Source organism: Enterobacter cloacae subsp. cloacae ATCC 13047 (assembly GCF_000025565.1).
GTDB classification, from domain to species: Bacteria; Pseudomonadota; Gammaproteobacteria; order Enterobacterales; family Enterobacteriaceae; genus Enterobacter; species Enterobacter cloacae.
The window spans coordinates 1,343,439-1,358,565 of sequence record NC_014121.1; the positions used below are offsets into that span (position 1 = coordinate 1,343,439).

Annotated in this window: 23 protein-coding genes and 3 tRNA genes; all 26 read left to right on the forward strand. The window is 53.8% G+C overall.

Going from position 1 to position 15,127, the window contains the following annotated elements:
- The first annotated feature begins 29 nt into the window (after positions 1-29).
- The 26 genes from ECL_RS06455 (at position 30) to ECL_RS06580 (ending at position 15,091) form a co-directional block, all read left to right on the forward strand.
- Positions 30-104, forward strand: a tRNA-Asn gene (locus ECL_RS06455).
- Positions 105-109: 5 nt separating this feature from the next.
- Positions 110-183 (forward strand) — tRNA-Gly (locus ECL_RS06460).
- Positions 184-188: 5 nt separating this feature from the next.
- Positions 189-263: transfer RNA gene (locus tag ECL_RS06465), tRNA-Thr, on the forward strand.
- A 188-nt stretch (positions 264-451) separates the two neighbouring features.
- Positions 452-676 (forward strand): class II holin family protein, encoded by a 225-nt coding sequence (locus ECL_RS06470; RefSeq protein ID WP_013095970.1) that lies wholly within the window; start codon positions 452-454, stop codon positions 674-676.
- The gene (locus ECL_RS06475) at positions 654-1,148 is read left to right on the forward strand and encodes a lysozyme (RefSeq protein WP_013095971.1); all 495 of its coding nucleotides are present in this window, start codon (positions 654-656) and stop codon (positions 1,146-1,148) included. The genes ECL_RS06470 and ECL_RS06475 overlap by 23 nt, the downstream gene beginning before the upstream one ends.
- Complete coding sequence (locus ECL_RS06480) at positions 1,145-1,606, forward strand: lysis protein (RefSeq protein ID WP_013095972.1); 462 nt, start codon at positions 1,145-1,147, stop codon at positions 1,604-1,606. The genes ECL_RS06475 and ECL_RS06480 overlap by 4 nt, the downstream gene beginning before the upstream one ends.
- A 249-nt stretch (positions 1,607-1,855) precedes the next feature.
- Positions 1,856-2,383: a KilA-N domain-containing protein gene (locus ECL_RS06485; RefSeq protein ID WP_013095973.1), complete on the forward strand. Its 528-nt coding sequence runs from the start codon at positions 1,856-1,858 to the stop codon at positions 2,381-2,383.
- A 178-nt stretch (positions 2,384-2,561) separates the two neighbouring features.
- Positions 2,562-2,780 carry a hypothetical protein gene (locus ECL_RS06490; RefSeq protein WP_013095974.1) on the forward strand — a complete coding sequence of 73 codons (219 nt, stop codon included), beginning with the start codon at positions 2,562-2,564 and terminating at the stop codon, positions 2,778-2,780.
- A gap of 165 nt (positions 2,781-2,945) precedes the next feature.
- Entirely contained in the window at positions 2,946-3,584 is a 639-nt protein-coding gene (locus tag ECL_RS06495; RefSeq protein ID WP_013095975.1) for a putative metallopeptidase, read from the forward strand.
- 32 nt (positions 3,585-3,616) lie between these two features.
- The gene (locus ECL_RS06500) at positions 3,617-4,075 is read left to right on the forward strand and encodes a DUF2280 domain-containing protein (protein ID WP_013095976.1); all 459 of its coding nucleotides are present in this window, start codon (positions 3,617-3,619) and stop codon (positions 4,073-4,075) included.
- Positions 4,068-5,315: a PBSX family phage terminase large subunit gene (locus tag ECL_RS06505; RefSeq protein WP_044158824.1), complete on the forward strand. Its 1,248-nt coding sequence runs from the start codon at positions 4,068-4,070 to the stop codon at positions 5,313-5,315. The genes ECL_RS06500 and ECL_RS06505 overlap by 8 nt, the downstream gene beginning before the upstream one ends.
- A 319-nt stretch (positions 5,316-5,634) precedes the next feature.
- Positions 5,635-6,984: an anti-CBASS protein Acb1 family protein gene (locus ECL_RS06510; protein ID WP_013095979.1), complete on the forward strand. Its 1,350-nt coding sequence runs from the start codon at positions 5,635-5,637 to the stop codon at positions 6,982-6,984.
- Positions 6,944-7,870 carry a phage minor head protein gene (locus ECL_RS06515; protein WP_013095980.1) on the forward strand — a complete coding sequence of 309 codons (927 nt, stop codon included), beginning with the start codon at positions 6,944-6,946 and terminating at the stop codon, positions 7,868-7,870. The genes ECL_RS06510 and ECL_RS06515 overlap by 41 nt, the downstream gene beginning before the upstream one ends.
- A gap of 3 nt (positions 7,871-7,873) precedes the next feature.
- A complete protein-coding gene (locus ECL_RS06520) occupies positions 7,874-9,196 on the forward strand; it encodes a hypothetical protein (RefSeq protein ID WP_013095981.1) in 1,323 nt (440 codons plus the stop codon).
- Positions 9,197-9,208: 12 nt separating this feature from the next.
- Positions 9,209-9,658, forward strand: a complete 450-nt coding sequence (locus ECL_RS06525; RefSeq protein WP_013095982.1) for a gp53 minor capsid family protein — start codon at positions 9,209-9,211, stop codon at positions 9,656-9,658.
- Between the two features lie 17 nt (positions 9,659-9,675).
- Positions 9,676-10,752, forward strand: a complete 1,077-nt coding sequence (locus tag ECL_RS06530; protein ID WP_013095983.1) for a major capsid protein — start codon at positions 9,676-9,678, stop codon at positions 10,750-10,752.
- A 9-nt stretch (positions 10,753-10,761) separates the two neighbouring features.
- Positions 10,762-11,055, forward strand: a complete 294-nt coding sequence (locus ECL_RS06535; RefSeq protein WP_013095984.1) for a hypothetical protein — start codon at positions 10,762-10,764, stop codon at positions 11,053-11,055.
- Positions 11,056-11,117: 62 nt separating this feature from the next.
- Positions 11,118-11,519 (forward strand): DUF7370 family protein, encoded by a 402-nt coding sequence (locus ECL_RS06540; protein WP_013095985.1) that lies wholly within the window; start codon positions 11,118-11,120, stop codon positions 11,517-11,519.
- A complete protein-coding gene (locus ECL_RS06545) occupies positions 11,516-11,692 on the forward strand; it encodes a hypothetical protein (RefSeq protein WP_217059372.1) in 177 nt (58 codons plus the stop codon). The genes ECL_RS06540 and ECL_RS06545 overlap by 4 nt, the downstream gene beginning before the upstream one ends.
- Positions 11,692-12,042 carry a hypothetical protein gene (locus ECL_RS06550; RefSeq protein WP_013095987.1) on the forward strand — a complete coding sequence of 117 codons (351 nt, stop codon included), beginning with the start codon at positions 11,692-11,694 and terminating at the stop codon, positions 12,040-12,042. Before ECL_RS06545 ends, ECL_RS06550 begins: the two co-directional genes overlap by 1 nt.
- A 14-nt stretch (positions 12,043-12,056) precedes the next feature.
- Positions 12,057-12,245, forward strand: a complete 189-nt coding sequence (locus tag ECL_RS06555; RefSeq protein ID WP_013095988.1) for a hypothetical protein — start codon at positions 12,057-12,059, stop codon at positions 12,243-12,245.
- A gap of 42 nt (positions 12,246-12,287) precedes the next feature.
- The gene (locus ECL_RS06560) at positions 12,288-12,656 is read left to right on the forward strand and encodes a hypothetical protein (protein WP_044158239.1); all 369 of its coding nucleotides are present in this window, start codon (positions 12,288-12,290) and stop codon (positions 12,654-12,656) included.
- Complete coding sequence (locus ECL_RS06565; protein WP_044158236.1) at positions 12,653-13,036, forward strand: phage tail termination protein; 384 nt, start codon at positions 12,653-12,655, stop codon at positions 13,034-13,036. The genes ECL_RS06560 and ECL_RS06565 overlap by 4 nt, the downstream gene beginning before the upstream one ends.
- A gap of 58 nt (positions 13,037-13,094) precedes the next feature.
- Positions 13,095-13,850, forward strand: a complete 756-nt coding sequence (locus tag ECL_RS06570) for an Ig-like domain-containing protein (RefSeq protein ID WP_044158234.1) — start codon at positions 13,095-13,097, stop codon at positions 13,848-13,850.
- 50 nt (positions 13,851-13,900) lie between these two features.
- Positions 13,901-14,644: a DUF6246 family protein gene (locus tag ECL_RS06575; protein WP_013095991.1), complete on the forward strand. Its 744-nt coding sequence runs from the start codon at positions 13,901-13,903 to the stop codon at positions 14,642-14,644.
- Between the two features lie 72 nt (positions 14,645-14,716).
- Positions 14,717-15,091, forward strand: coding sequence for a hypothetical protein (locus tag ECL_RS06580; protein WP_013095992.1), 375 nt, complete (start codon positions 14,717-14,719; stop codon positions 15,089-15,091).
- The last annotated feature ends 36 nt before the right edge of the window (positions 15,092-15,127 follow it).

Consider the following 15,127-nt stretch of genomic DNA (forward strand, 5'->3'; position numbering starts at 1 on the left):
TCGCCATCGTGCGGGGCTTTTTCGTTTCAGGGTCAGAAGCACAGCGGTTGTGCGTTCGGCTGTTAACCGAATGGTCGAAGGTTCGAATCCTTCCTGTCCCGCCAATTCTGCATCTGTCGTAGTTTGGGAATTACGTCTGGCTTCCAACCAGAAGATGCGGGTTCGATCCCGCCAGATGCTCCAAATTCGCCGGTCTAGTTCAGTGGCAGAACGGCAGCCTTGTAAGTTGCGCGTCAGAGGTTCGATTCCTTTGCCCGGCACCAGAACCCACTACCTGGGACCCTTCGGCCAGAGAGCCGACATTGCCTTACCCTCATCTTCCTGGCTTGTCGCCAGGTTTTTTATTCCAGGCCCCGGGAACCATCCTCGACATGCCTTCTTGTTAAATCGTCCCGAGGGCCTGACCCTTTTCAAACACACACAGCACCCGCTAACTACGCGAGGTGAGAGCATGTATCGCATGGAAAAAATAACCACTGGTGCTGCCTATGGCGCTTCAGCCGGGAGCATCCTAAACGGCATGCTTAATGCCTACAGCCCCGAGCAGTGGAACGCTATCGGCGTGCTGGTGGGTATCATCATTGCCGTACTGACGTATCTGACAAACCTCTATTTCAAGATCCGCGAAGACAACCGCCGTAGCAGGAGCCGAGATGAACCCAACATTGAGGAATAAGCTGGTGGGTGCCATTGTTGGCGGATCCGGAGCAATCACGATTGCTGCAGTAATGCTGGGCAATGCGGATGGACTGGAAGGGCGGCGCTATTACGCCTATCAGGATGTGGTCGGCGTCTGGACTGTTTGCGATGGGCACACCGGTACCGACATTCGCCGCGGTCACCGCTACACCGACAAAGAATGCGATAACCTTTTGAAGTCGGATCTGCGAAAAGTGGCAGATTCCATCGACCCGCTGATCAAGGTTCGTATCCCTGAGCCTACCCGTGCAGCGCTTTACTCCTTTACCTACAACGTTGGCTCTGGTGCTTTTGCCAGCTCGACGCTGCTGAAGAAGCTTAACTCCGGTGATGTTCCGGGTGCATGCAAAGAACTGCAGCGCTGGACGTATGCCGGTGGCAAGCAGTGGAAGGGGCTTATCACCCGGCGCGAGATTGAGCGTGAAGTTTGTGAGTGGGGCCAGAAATGAGCCGATTAACAGCCATCATCAGTGCTGTCGTTATCTGCCTGCTGGTTTCCATGGCTTGGGCGATTAACCACTACCGCGACAACGCCATCACCTACAAGGACCAGCGCGACAAGGCGACCGAGAATCTCCGCCTGGCTAACGACACCATCAAAGATATGCAGGTGCGCCAGCGGGATGTCGCTGCGCTGGATGCCAAATACACGAAGGAGTTAGCTGATGCGCAAACTGAGAATGACAGGCTTCGTGCTGATGTTGTCGCTGGTAAGCGTCGGCTGCAAATCGCCGCCACCTGCTCCAGAGACGAAACCACCGGAGCCTCCGGCCTGGTTGATGGCTCAAGCCCTCGACTTACAGCAGATGCTGAACTCAATTATTGGCGTCTCAGAGACGGGATCGCCGCCGTCACAAAGCAACTGACCGGCCTGCAGGAATACGTTCGGACTCAGTGCCTGAAATAATACGGAGGTGAGCATGTATTCGTATGGCGAAAGACCGCCTACGCATTCCACACTGCAATGCCGGGGTCATGCATCCGTTACCACATGAATAACCAAGCCTCGCAATAGCGGGGCTTTTTCATGCGCATCTCACGCGCACATCAACGAGAGCCTTTCAGTAAGCGAGCCTGAGAAAAGCCGTTATAGGTGGCGACCTCTCTCGGGCGGCTTTTCTGTGAGACAGGCTCACTTTCTAAAAGGTAAATCGCAATGACATACCCAACAGTTGCAGTAAACGGCGTATCCGTTCGAGTAGATGACGATGGCCGTTATAACCTCAACGACCTGCATGCAGCAGCGGTCTCCAATGGGGAGGCCACTGAATCACAGCGTCCAAGTAACTTCATCAAAAGCGCACAGATCAGACGCTTTGCTGACGAACTGACCGAAGCTACGAAAATAGCTTCGACTCGGGTAGTTAAGGGCGGCACTGAATCAGGCGTTTGGGGCCTCGAGTTGCTCGCGATTCGATATGCGGCCTGGCTTAGTCCTAAATTTGAAATCCGGGTATACAACACCTTCCGGGAAGCGGTACTCAGCGGCATCACCAATATGTCTCGCCTCAATCGGCTTGACCTTCTGATCGCCAATGAGACCAAAGAGGTCAGCGCCTGCGCCCGGGCGATGAATAAGTGGGGAGTAGGCGGTCGCAAGAAATTGCTCAATTGCGCTCGTGAGCGGATCGTCAGCCAGATGGATCCTGACATGGTCACGCTGATGGAAGCGAAAGCAGGTTAGCCAACGCAGAATTTCGTCGGCGAAGTAGCCATTACAGAAGCTCTTCACTGAGGGGCTTCGATAATGATCTGTGTAACCCCGCAAGGATGGTGATCACATCTTGCTGACGGGTAAGCCGTAAGTGGCTAAGCACTTCTGAGAAGCAGGGCAACAGCTGCGACAAGGCAAAGAGGTAATCATGTCCGACATCTACCAAATCACGCTAACCACCCAAACAGGCGAAACCTTCACTGGCAAGATGTCACGACGTCAGCCTGAGCTGGTTAACGGCTTTGTGCCGCTGGCAACGGAAACGGGACAGTGGTTGTACTTCGCTCCTGCTGATGTAAAGCGTGTGGAGTTCACGCCAGTTCCTACCGAGGAAGAAACCAATGGCGATGTGCAGACTGTCAGTTGAAATCAAAAGCAGGTGGTGGGTTCCTGTCTACCTAAGGACGCTGACGGTGTTATGCCTGATGATGCGTTGCGAGCCTGATTACCAAAAGGTGGGTGATTTCATCGTTAAGTATGGAATCAGCCAGAAGGTGAAGGCGGAGCCTGTAAAGAGATAACGGAGTAACCCATGGCTAACGATGACGAGCGCAGGCCTTACCCGCCAGTTAACTTCATCGCCTCCGACAACTGGCAGCCATACACCAGGCTCATTCCCGCCAATGAAGTGCATGAGTGGGTAAGCCGCCAAATCCTCAGTGATACCGGCAGCATCCATAACCCTGACCATGAACACCTGTTAGAGGCTGACCTCTGCTTCATGTGGGCGTCCGATTCGTTTGCGAAGAAAGGGCGACATGTCCTCGGGCAGGCCGAGCAGGTAATGCTACGCGCCGGTGGTTGGCAGAAAGCCAGAATGGAACAGCAGATGCATGAATGGTTCGGGCGAATACCGAAGTTCATCATCACCCTGGCGGCTGACTACTGCTCGCAATGCAGTGACCTCGAGTTCTGCGCGCTTGTAGAGCACGAGCTTTACCATATCGCCCAGGCCACCGATGATTTCGGCGCGCCTAAGTTCAACAAAGAGACCGGGCAGCCAGTGCTTACACTGCGCGACCACGACGTCGAAGAATTCATTGGTGTCGTACGTCGATACGGTGCCAGCAAAGAAGTGCAGGAGCTCGTTGATGCTGCCAATGCGCCAGCAGAAGTGGCTCACATCGATATAGCCAGGTCATGCGGGACGTGCATGTTGAAGCTGGCGTAACGCTTTATTCAGTATTGTCATGGAGGTAGCCTGTGGCAGCATTATCGACAGAGGTTAAAGCCTTCATCGTTCAGTCGCTCGCCTGCTACGAGACCCCGGTAAAAGTCATTGAGCTTGTAAAGGCTGAATACGGCATCGATGTCTCACGGCAGCAGGTGTCGCAATATACGCCAGGCAATGCAATGGCGGCCAAGTTGAGCCAGAAGTGGATTGACCTGTTCAACGCCACCCGTAAACGATTCCAGAATGAGATCGCCGACATCCCGATCGCGAACAAAGCGTACCGGTTACGCGTTCTCGACCGAATGGCGACCAATGCTGAAAAGATGAAGAACTACGGCATGACCTCGCAGCTTATCGAGCAGGCCGCCAAAGAAATGGGCGATGCCTACACAAATCGCCAGAAAGTCGAGCATACAAGCCCTGATGGCAGCATGACTCCGCAGCCGACAATCATCCAGCTACTGCCTGTTGAGCCAAAGCATGAGTAACGCCGTTCAACTGCCGATCCCAGCGAAGCTTGCGCCACTGTTCATCGCCGAGAATAAGCGTTACCGGTGCTCGCATGGTGGGCGTGGTAGTGCCAAGACGCGCACTTTTGCGCTGATGACAGCCGTAAAGGCGTATCAGTCGATGATGAACGGTGAAAGCGGCGTGGTGCTCTGTGCGCGTGAATTCATGAACTCACTGGAAGAGTCGAGTATGCAGGAGGTGAAACAGGCTATCCTGTCTGTTCCCTGGCTGGCTTCCAACTTTGATATCGGCGAGAAGTACATCCGCACCATCGACAAGAGCGTTAACTACGTGTTCTGCGGTCTGCGGCATAACCTCGACAGCATCAAGTCGAAAGCGCGCATCTTGCTCTGTTGGGTTGATGAGGCTGAATCAGTCAGCGAAATAGCCTGGCAGAAGCTGAGCCCGACCGTTCGTGAGGAAGGTTCAGAGATTTGGGTGACATGGAACCCGGAGCGCGACGGCAGCGCCACGGATAAGCGTTTCCGTAAAGAGGCTGGCGACGACTGTATCACCGTTGAGATGAACTACACGGATAATCCATGGTTCCCCGACGTGCTGGAAGGTGAGCGACAGAACGATCAGCGCCGCCTTGACCCGGCAACATACGCGTGGGTTTGGGAAGGTGCTTACCTCGAAAACTCTGATAAGCAGGTGCTGGCCGGTAAATACCGGATCGCTGAGTTCTCGGACCAGCTATGGAAAGAGGCCGATCGCCTTTTCTTCGGTGCTGACTTCGGTTTCGCCAAAGACCCTAACACGCTGGTGCGCTCGTTCATCCTGCACAACCGGCTGTACATCGAATACGAGGCATACGGTCAGCAGACAGAGCTCGACCATATGCCAGAGCTATACGACACAATCCCCGGATCGCGTGACTGGCCCATCAAGGCCGACTCCGCCCGACCCGAGACTATCAGCTATCTCAAGCGCCAGGGCTTCAACATCTCGGCTGCCGAGAAATGGCAGGGGAGTGTTGAGGACGGTATCGCGCATCTTCGCGGCTTTGACGAAATCATTATCCATCCTCGCTGCAAGAATGTGGCGAGAGAGGCCCGCATGTGGTCCTACAAAACGGACCGCATCACCGGCGAGGTATTGCCTAAACTGGCAGACGGTTACGAACACTGCTGGGACGGTATTCGCTACAGCCTCGACGGACACATTAAACGTAAGGGCCAGATGGCCGGGATGATGATCCCGAAAAGGTTGAGATAATTTAAAGAAACATATGCACTTGCCGATAATATCTACTCAATTCTGTAAGGGAGTAGATATTATGAATGATTGGTTTATGTCATATAAGATTTACCACACCAACGGCGGAGTATTTGAAAACTTCGAAATTTATGGTGCAAGCTCTTCGAAATCTGCATCAACTGTCTTAATTGAGTGCACTCAGAAGTTGGCAAGTGATTATGGCGTTAAGCCTGAGCAGATTATGTTTATTTCGTTCAACAGAGTTTAGCTTTTTAAATAGCCACAAGGTCGCCAAAGCGGCCTTTTTTTATGCCTTAAATCCACCAACGGACAAACCATGACTGACAAATTAACTCTCGCCGTCAACCATGCGTTGAACGATGCGCGGATGGCCCGTGCCCGTATGGGGCTGTTGGCGCCTACAATGGGGCTGGACAATAAGCGCCATTCCGCATGGTGCGAGTATGGATTCCCTGAGCAGGTCACTTACGAAAACCTCTACGCACTGTATCGTCGCGGTGGAATAGCCCACGGCGCAGTAGAGAAGCTGGTGGGCAAGTGCTGGCAGACCAACCCGGAAATCATCGAGGGTGATGATGCCGACGAGAGTAAGGATGAAACTGCCTGGGAGAAGAACACCAAAAAGGTTTTCACAAAGCGCCTTTGGCGGGCTTTTGCTGAAGCAGACCGCCGCCGACAGGTCGGACGTTATGCGGGTATCCTGCTGCATATCAATGATTCCAGAACATGGGATCAGCCTGTTGTTCGTGGCAAGTCACTAAAAAAGGTTACGATCGCATGGGCTGGGTCATTAACAGTCAGCGAGTGGGTAACTGACCAGAAATCGGCAGGCTACGGGCAGCCAAAGCAGTGGAAATATGTTGAGAGCCTTCCAAGCGGTGGAACTAATCAGCGCTTCGTACATCCCGATCGCGTCTTTATCCTTGGTGACTATTCTAATGATGCTATTGGCTTCCTTGAGCCTGGCTATAACGCCTGCGTCAGCCTTGAGAAGGTCGAGGGTGGTTCTGGTGAGTCATTCCTAAAGAACGCCGCGCGGCAGCTTAATGTCAACTTTGAGAAGGAAATCGATTTCAACAATCTCGCGTCACTTTATGGCGTGAGCATGGACGAGTTGCAGGATAAGTTTAACGAAGTTGCCGGGGAAATGAACCGTGGTAACGATGTTCTGATGACAACCCAAGGGGCTACAGTCACACCACTGGTCACAGCTGTAGCGGATCCGTCAGCGACCTATAACGTCAACCTGCAAACCTTCGCTGCATCTGTTGATATCCCTGTGAAGGTTCTGGTTGGGATGCAGACGGGTGAAAGGGCAAGCACCGAGGATCAGAAATATTTCAACGCGCGCTGCCAGTCACGGCGCGGTGACCTGTCATTCGAAATTGAAGACTTCAGTGACAAGCTCATCGACCTGAAAATTATTGATGCAGTCAGCGAGAAGACGGTTATCTGGGATGACCTCAACGAACAGACTGGAACTGAGAAACTCGCAAATGCCAAAACCATGGCAGAGATTAACCAGACGTTCCAGGGGAGCGGAGAAAAACCAGCCTTTAGTCGTGAAGAAATTCGCACTGCTGCCGGTTATGAAAACGTCGATGAATTTCCATTAGGAGAAGAGGATGGCGACGAAGAAGACGAAGCCACCGATTCTGCCGCGTAACTATCAGGATCCGACCGGAGCCGATGCGCTGGAACGCCGGGCAATGAAAGACTTCGCCAGGCGGATGAATAAGATTGGCAAGGCGTACAAATCAGCACTCAACAAAATACCTTCCTCCCTCGCAGTAAACGCCAGATACGAATACCAGCTAAACCCAATGCTACTCTCCATCATCCTGAACGATGCCAGTTACCTGGTTGATCAGGTACTGCTTGAAGGTGGCGATTACGACCTGTGGTTTTACGAGTACATCGATCTGGCTTCGGAAAAAGGGACCGGGCAGTCGTTCTACAACCTCAGTCAGCAATCCCCGGTGTACGCAGCCGGGCGTGAGTCGCTGGCCTCCATCCTCGCAAGCGACCAGTATCAGAAACGCATGGCGCTGGTGCATGCGCGTGTATTTGAGGAAATGAAGGGGCTGACGGCTGACGTTAAGCGCGACATGGCGCGTGTTCTTACTGATGGTGTTGGGCGCGGGCTCAATCCTCTGGACATTGCCCGCAACCTGACAGACCAGACCGGCATCGAGAAACGCCGGGCTAACCGGATAGCACGCACTGAAGTGACTACCGCGCTGCGCCGGGCCAAGTGGGATGAAGACCAAGAGGCGAATGACCTGTTCGGCCTTAAAACGCTGCTGGTTCACATCTCAGCTCTGTCGCCGACAACGCGACATACCCACGCAGTGCGCCATGCCCACCTCTACACCAACGAAGAGGTGCGTGACTGGTACAGCAAAGATGGCAACTCCATCAACTGCAAATGCAGCCAGCAGTCGGTGCTGGTGGATGCGGACGGCAAGCCGGAATACCCGGACACCATCACGAAACTCAAACAGGAATATAAATCGATGCAGGCGAGCGGTTACGCCTGGGCGGAGAAATAACTCATGAAATTCCAGGTAAACCACGAAGCACAGCGTCCAATCCAGGCACCGAAACATGGTGAGCATATTCAGGTCAACATCACCACAAAGGTGAACAGCCAGTCTATCCGGCGCGAAACATACAACGGGCGTGAGCACCTGGTGCTGCCGAGCTACACACTTCCAGCTAACGTCGTCATGAATGGCGGCTTGTACACGCAAGAGCAAATCGACGCCCACTATAAGGGGCTGGAAGGTACCCTGGCGCCGCTGGGCCACCCTCAGGTTAATGGTCAGTTCGTGTCTGCTTTCTCCCCGGAGGGGATTAACGCAGGCCATATCGGCGCGTGGAACCGCAACGTTAAGAAGTCCGGTAATCGTATCTACCTCGAAAAGTGGGTTGATGTTGCCCGCGCCGGTGAGTCTGAAGGTGGCCGAGAACTACTTGAGCGCGTCGCAGCCATCGAGCGCGGCGATGACGTTCCGCCGATTCATACCAGTGTCGCCGCTTTCCTCGACCAGCTTGAGCCTAACGAACAACAGAGAGCTACGGGTGCCGAGTGGGTGGCGAAGATTCACAGCATGGACCACGACGCGATCCTACTGCACGAAGTCGGAGCCGCCACCCCTGAGCAGGGCGTTGGCCTGATGGTAAACGCCGATCTGGCGCAGCCGCTTAAAGCGAACTCCGGCGCGCTGGTGGGTGAATCCTACCGGGAGCGCGAGCAGCGTCTCGATCGGGCAGCCAAAGCCAAGTTTGCGCCGGGCACGGATGAATATGCCTGGGTTGCTGACTTCACTGACTCGCAGGTGGTCATCGTGCGAAATGGCGGTGATGCTCAGGTTTACGGTTATTCCGCTGATGGCGGGAAGATCACAATCGACGATACCGGAACCGCAGTAGCGCGCCAGGAGTCGTGGGTGGCAGTCGTCGCTAACAAATTCAAAGCTCTATTCACACCGCAGGAACAGCCTGCACCAAACCACAAAACGGAGGGCGACATGCCTTTAACCAAAGAAGAACTGGAACAAATCGGCAGCATGATCGGCCAGGCTGTTGCGACCAATACTGAAGCGGCTATTAAGCCTCTCGCGGAAAAGGTTGATGCGCTGCAGGCCAATCAGAAGCAACTCGCGGAAACCCTTACCGCGAACTCCCGTGCCGAAGAGAAAGCAAAGCGCGAAGCGGTTGCGAAGGTCCATGGCGATATCGTCGCGAACGCTCTGTCAGGCGAAGCTCTGGACGCGATGTTCAAGTCGCTGGGCGAAGCTGCGCCGCTGGGCACCAACAATGCTCAGCAGCACAAAGAAACCGGCGCACCAGCCGCAGACGAACACTTCAAGTAAGGAGCCGGAATAATGCCACGTTATCGTCGCGTTAATATCGACGGTCAGTCTCTGTACAAGACCGAAACCCGCACAACGGCCGCCGGGTTGCTTCCTGGCACCGCCGCAACCATCAACTCATCCGATAAATTCGCTCAGGCCACCGCGCTAACCGGCCGCCTGTACATCATCGATGTCGGTTATCACCAGGGCCTGACAATCACCGAAGAAATCCCTGCCGGGGATTCGGCAGTAGGTAACTACGTCGAAGAAGGTCGTGAGCTGGCGCTGCGCTGCCTGCCTGGTGCGTATAAAAAAGACAGCCCGATCAAGCTGGGAACTGCCGGTCAGTTTACCCTTGCCACATCCGACACTGATTCAGTGATCGGCTACAGCCAGGATGAATACACCATCGCGGCCAGCACCACTGACTTCATTCGCGTGCGTATGCGCGTTGGCACTGTCGCCGCAGCTGGCGCGTAACAAAAGGACAAACACATATGTACTTCTCTAAAGAGACGCTGGCGACTAACTCCCGCCTCGGCGGGCACTGGAGTGAGCTGTGGGCAAACCGCAACATGTGGAACCTACAGAACGATTCCATCATTGCAGCTAACCGCGCAATGATGACGCCTGACATGCTGGCTTGTAACGCTGTTGGCGGTTTCTCCCGTGACTTCTGGGCTGAGATTGACAACCAGGTGCTGCAGCTGCGGGATCAGGAAGTTGGCATGGAAATCGTAAACGACCTGATCGGCGTTCAGACCGTGCTGCCGGTTGGTAAAACCGCCAAGCTGTATAACGTGGTCGGCGACATCGCTGACGACGTGTCAGTAAGCATCGATGGTCAGGCGCCATTCTCCTTCGACCACACTGACTACGCGAGCGATGGCGACCCGATTCCGGTGTTCACTGCTGGCTACGGTGTTAACTGGCGTCATGCTGCTGGCCTTAACTCTGTAGGCATTGATCTGGTTCTGGATTCGCAGATGGCGAAGATGCGCAAGTTCAACCAGAAGCGCGTCAACTACTACCTGAACGGCGATTCAAAAATTCAGGTTCAGTCCTACCCGGCGCAGGGCATCAAGAACCACCGCAACACCAAGAAGATTAACCTCGGTTCTGGTGCTGGTGGTGCGAACATCGACCTGACCAGCGCAACCACGACTCAATATTTTGAGTTCTTTGGTAAAGGAGCATTCGGTACCACCGCACGCACCAACAAAGTAGCTCAGTATGATGTGATGTGGGTTTCCCCTGAGATCTGGGCAAATATGGCTCAGCCATACGTAGTTAATGGTGTGGTGAGCGGCACTCTCCTGCAGGCTGTTCTGCCATTCGCACCGGTGAAAGAAATCCGCATGAGCTTCGCGCTGACCGGTAACGAGTTTATCGCGTACGTTCGTCGTCGTGACGTGATCTCCCCACTGGTGGGTATGGCTGTTGGCGTTGTGCCACTGCCGCGCCCACTGCCTAACGTTAACTACAACTTCCAGATCATGTCTGCTGAAGGCCTGCAAATTACTGCAGACGATCAGGGCCTGTCTGGCGTTGTCTACGGCGCTAACCTGGCGTAAGGAAACAGCATGGCTAAATACGAAGTTGTGCGCCCATGGTTCGGCGTAAAGGTTGGCGACGTGGTGGAGTTGAAAGATCTTCACCCGGCGCTGAAGTCTAACGTCCGGCTGATGAAGGGCGAGGCTGGTGGCGAGCTGAAACCTGCAACACCTGATGCCGGTACCGGTGAAAAATCTCGCAAAGAGATCATTCAGGGCCGCCTTACTGAGTTGGGTATTGAGTTCAAAGGCAACCTGGGCGCTGAAAAACTCAGCGAGCTTTTGCCGGATGGCGAACTCGAAAAGCTTTTCCCTGCTGAATAACAGCCGCCGCTAAGGCGGTTTTTTTATGCCCCGCTCCGGCGGGGTATTTCACGGAGTCGATAATGGTAACTCTCGAACAGGCGAAGGAGTATCTGGAGAGCCAGGGAATTACCATTCCCGATTTTGTTCTTCAGGCTCTCGTCGACCAGGCCAACAGCATTCAGGAGTGTCTCGATGCGCATTATCCTACATCGACCGCGCTGCTGATTCAGCTCTATCTGCTGGCGCTTATGGGGCTCGGTCAGGGTGATAAATATATCTCAAGCCAGACGGCGCCGAGTGGTGCGTCGCGCTCGTTCCGGTACCAGTCGTTTACCGATCGCTGGAAGGCCTCGGTTAACCTCTTACGCGGGCTGGATAAGTACGGCTGCGCCACTGCCCTTATTCCTGCAGACCCTACCGCCGCCCCGGCATTCGCTGGTATCTGGATAGGAAAAGGCGGCTGCATGTGCGGGGATAAATGATGACGTACAAATCAGTTAAGCACGGGCTGCCGCGTTCATTCGTCTGCGTCTGGGTGATGACCGACACCGGGCGGGAGACTACCGGCTACGTTAAATCTGACGGTGAGTGGCATATCAACTGTGCTCGCATCCGGGCAACTGGCGCTAAAGTGCTGCGCTGGAAGGAGGGCTGATGTCGAGTATTGCTTCGTGGAGTTACACCGCGACAGCCACCATCTGGCGCAAGCTGGAAGGCAATGACGAATACGGCGACCCGCTTGGCTATGCCGAACCTGAACAAATCCTCTGTGATTACGAGGGTGGGCTCAGCAAGAAGTTAGCCAGCCTGGGCGCTGAAATCGTCGTGAAGAATACCGTCTGGACAGGGTTCGCTCTCGCGTCCGCAGGTGATTACCTGCTGATTGGCGTGTCAACCGAAGCCGACCCGGTTGTGGCCGGTGCCGACGAGGTGCGGCAGGTTATCCGTTACGCTGATACGTTCGAGCGCCTGGCGGATGATTATGCGATACTGACTGGCATATGATTCCGGGAGGCTTTATGGATATCGACCTAATCACCATGTCTATCTCAGCGCTGGCAGTGGCTATTTCTGTTTATGTCGCTGTGCCGGTTCCTGAGAAGAAGTCCAAACAGATTAAGCATACACCCCGCGATCAGCTTCCATCCGAGGTGAGAAAGCTCATTGAGAACGTTGATGAGATTGAGCGGATAGCAAAAAGTCTCTGAACAGGTCGCCACGGCGGCCTTTTTTATTGCCTGGAGAAAGCCATGGGCATCAAAGCCAAAGGGATTAAGGAGTCAAAGAGAAACCTTGATCGCATCATGAAGGATGTTCAGAGGCGGAAGCTTGTCAGGGGCATGCATGCGGCGTTGATTATCGGAGCAGATCGGGCAGCACTTTACACCCCGATAAACATTTCAACCTTAATTAACAGCCAGTATCGCGAGGTTGAGGTTAGAGGCGTTGTCGTGACTGGCAGGGTTGGCTATTCAGCAAACTACGCTGTTTATGTCCACGATCCAGACGTCCCGCAAACATTCCGCAGAGCTACAGCCAAAAAGGAATTTCTTACTCTTGGCATGAATGAGACCAGAAACCAGATGCAAGCGGCAATACTCAGGGAACTTTCAAAATGACACCTCCTATGTATGAGCGCGTGCGTAACTACTTCGTTGATGCCGGGCTTACCACTGGCTTCATTGTTCAGATGCTGGCATGGGACGACACAACCAAGTTAACCGACGCATTCATCGTGTTCCGGCCTAACGGCGGTACCGACATCCGAAATGACCTCGGATCTGACCACTACGTGATGGTGGATGTCATCTCAGCCAAGGACAAGCGCCGAGCAGCTGCTGAGAAGGCTCAGGAAATCATCAATTATGTCGAACAGAACGACATTACAGACGAATGCCTTGGCCTGATTCAAAACCTCGGCAATATGCCTGCACCTATCCTGACCGAAGAGGGCCGCCTGGTTTTCAGACTCCAGTTCATGTGCGTTTACGGCGAATAACCCAATCACCAACCCATCAGGCTGCCATCCGGCGGCCTTTTTTATTTGAGAGGTACACATGCAAGGCTGTGCTAATGATTTTGGCAAGCTGATCGGGAAAGTAGCTGTGCTACGCATGGCCTTTGGCTGCCCCGACGCAGTGCCAGCGCTTTCTGAGTGGAAGCGTCTCGGCGCTATGACGACCAAGGGTATCGACTATTCGATGAACACCATTAACTCCGAAGCTGATGATGCTAAAGGGCTGGTGGAGAACCTGGTCAACAACATGGATCTGACGATCTCCGGTGAAGGGGAGTTCCGCAAATCTGATAAAGATAACGAGATCGGCGCGTGGCGTCTGTCGAAGTACATCTTTGACGAAGTTCAGGCAGGCCGTCAGCCTAACCTGTGGGTGCGTTTCGACTTCGCTGGTGAGAACGCCGGTACTTACATCCAGGGTTACATGAACACAACGTCATGGTCTGGTGATTTCGGAACCAACGATATCTCCACGTTCTCCGGCGAGTGGAAGGTATATGACGCCGACACCGTTGTGTTTGAAGTCGCTGATTCCATCGCGGCCACTGGCGTCGAAGTTACCCCTGCAACTGCTTCCCTGGTCGTTGGCGCAACCCAGCAACTCAGCGGCGCGGTTCAGCCAACCGATGCGACTAACAAGGCGATTACCTGGACAACTTCTGCGGCATCTATCGCAACAGTCAGCTCAACCGGCCTGGTAACGGCTGTCTCCGCCGGAACCGCGACTATTACGGCTACCACTGCTGACGGTGATTTCACCGACACCTGTGCTGTGACCGTGACTGCTGCGCCGTAATCACTACAAAGGGCGGCGTGCTGCCCTTGATACTGGTTATGGAGAATGATATGACCCCTTTAAAGGAAATTGGCGAGTGCCTGATTGGTGCTGGCGGCCATGAATACTTCTTCCGGCCATCGTTCCGTAACATGACGCGGATCGGCGAGCCAGAGCATATCGTCCGCACTTTCTATGCGCTGTTCAATGACGATGTGGCAAAGATGCTTGAGGCGGCGCGAGAGATTCACAGTGCTATACCTGAGCATCAACGTAAGTTCTACGCCCATTATTTCGGTGATGTTTCTCTACCGCGATGGGCGTTGGATGCAGCAGGTTCAGCAGCTTTTGTGCGTGAGGCATTGCTCTCGGCTATTAACGTCATTCAGTCATGCTGTGACGAGGATGTTTCAGAACTGACAGGATGGCATGAGCCTTCCCGCACTGGCAGGCGCACATTCGTATGGCACCGAGGAGCGCTTCCGCCGGAGAACCTGATTCTGATATCTCAGTCACTGATCATGCATGGCATAATCGGCCGGGCGAAGGTTCGTAAACTGCAGAAGCACGAAAGCAAGGAAACGACGCCGGAGTTTCATGCGACTGAATACATCATGGCGGCGCGCAACCATTTCGGGATCAGCAGGGAAGAGGCTGAAAACCTTACCATGACCGAATTCGCCATGATGCTTAACGCCAAATACCCTGACCAGAAAGGCTTCACCAGGGAAGAGTACGACGCTGTTATGGACGATGACGATCGCCGCTGGCAGGAAATGATTGAGCGCGAAAAATCAGCAAAGAATGCGGCCTGAGTTAATAATGGATGTACCTTAATCGCCTGACCGGGCGTAATATGGCTCGACAATAAAACTCAGGGGATAAGAGTGAAAAAAATACTTTTGGCTTTAGCTATTCCGCTGGTTCTGGCTGGCTGTAAGCCCGGCGAGGAAAAGGCAATATCTTTAGCGAAATCTGAAGTTGCTGCAAATCTTAAAGATCCGGCCAGCGCACAATTCCGCAACGTGAAAGTTGCAAAAATGATGGATGCTGACGAGGGCCGTGTCTTTGCTATAGTTTGCGGGGAAATTAACGGCAAGAACGGTTTTGGGGCCTATGCAGGGTTTCACCCATTCTTCGTTGAGCTGAACATGAAATCGAAAGGTATGTTCTCGAAAGGCGTCGATTACACGCTTGGAAAACATTTCCTGAGTTCGCGCGAAACGCCGCCACTGCCAGACTATACCGAACGATGCCAATAAACGACACGAATAACTAACCCACCTCTCGGTGGGTTT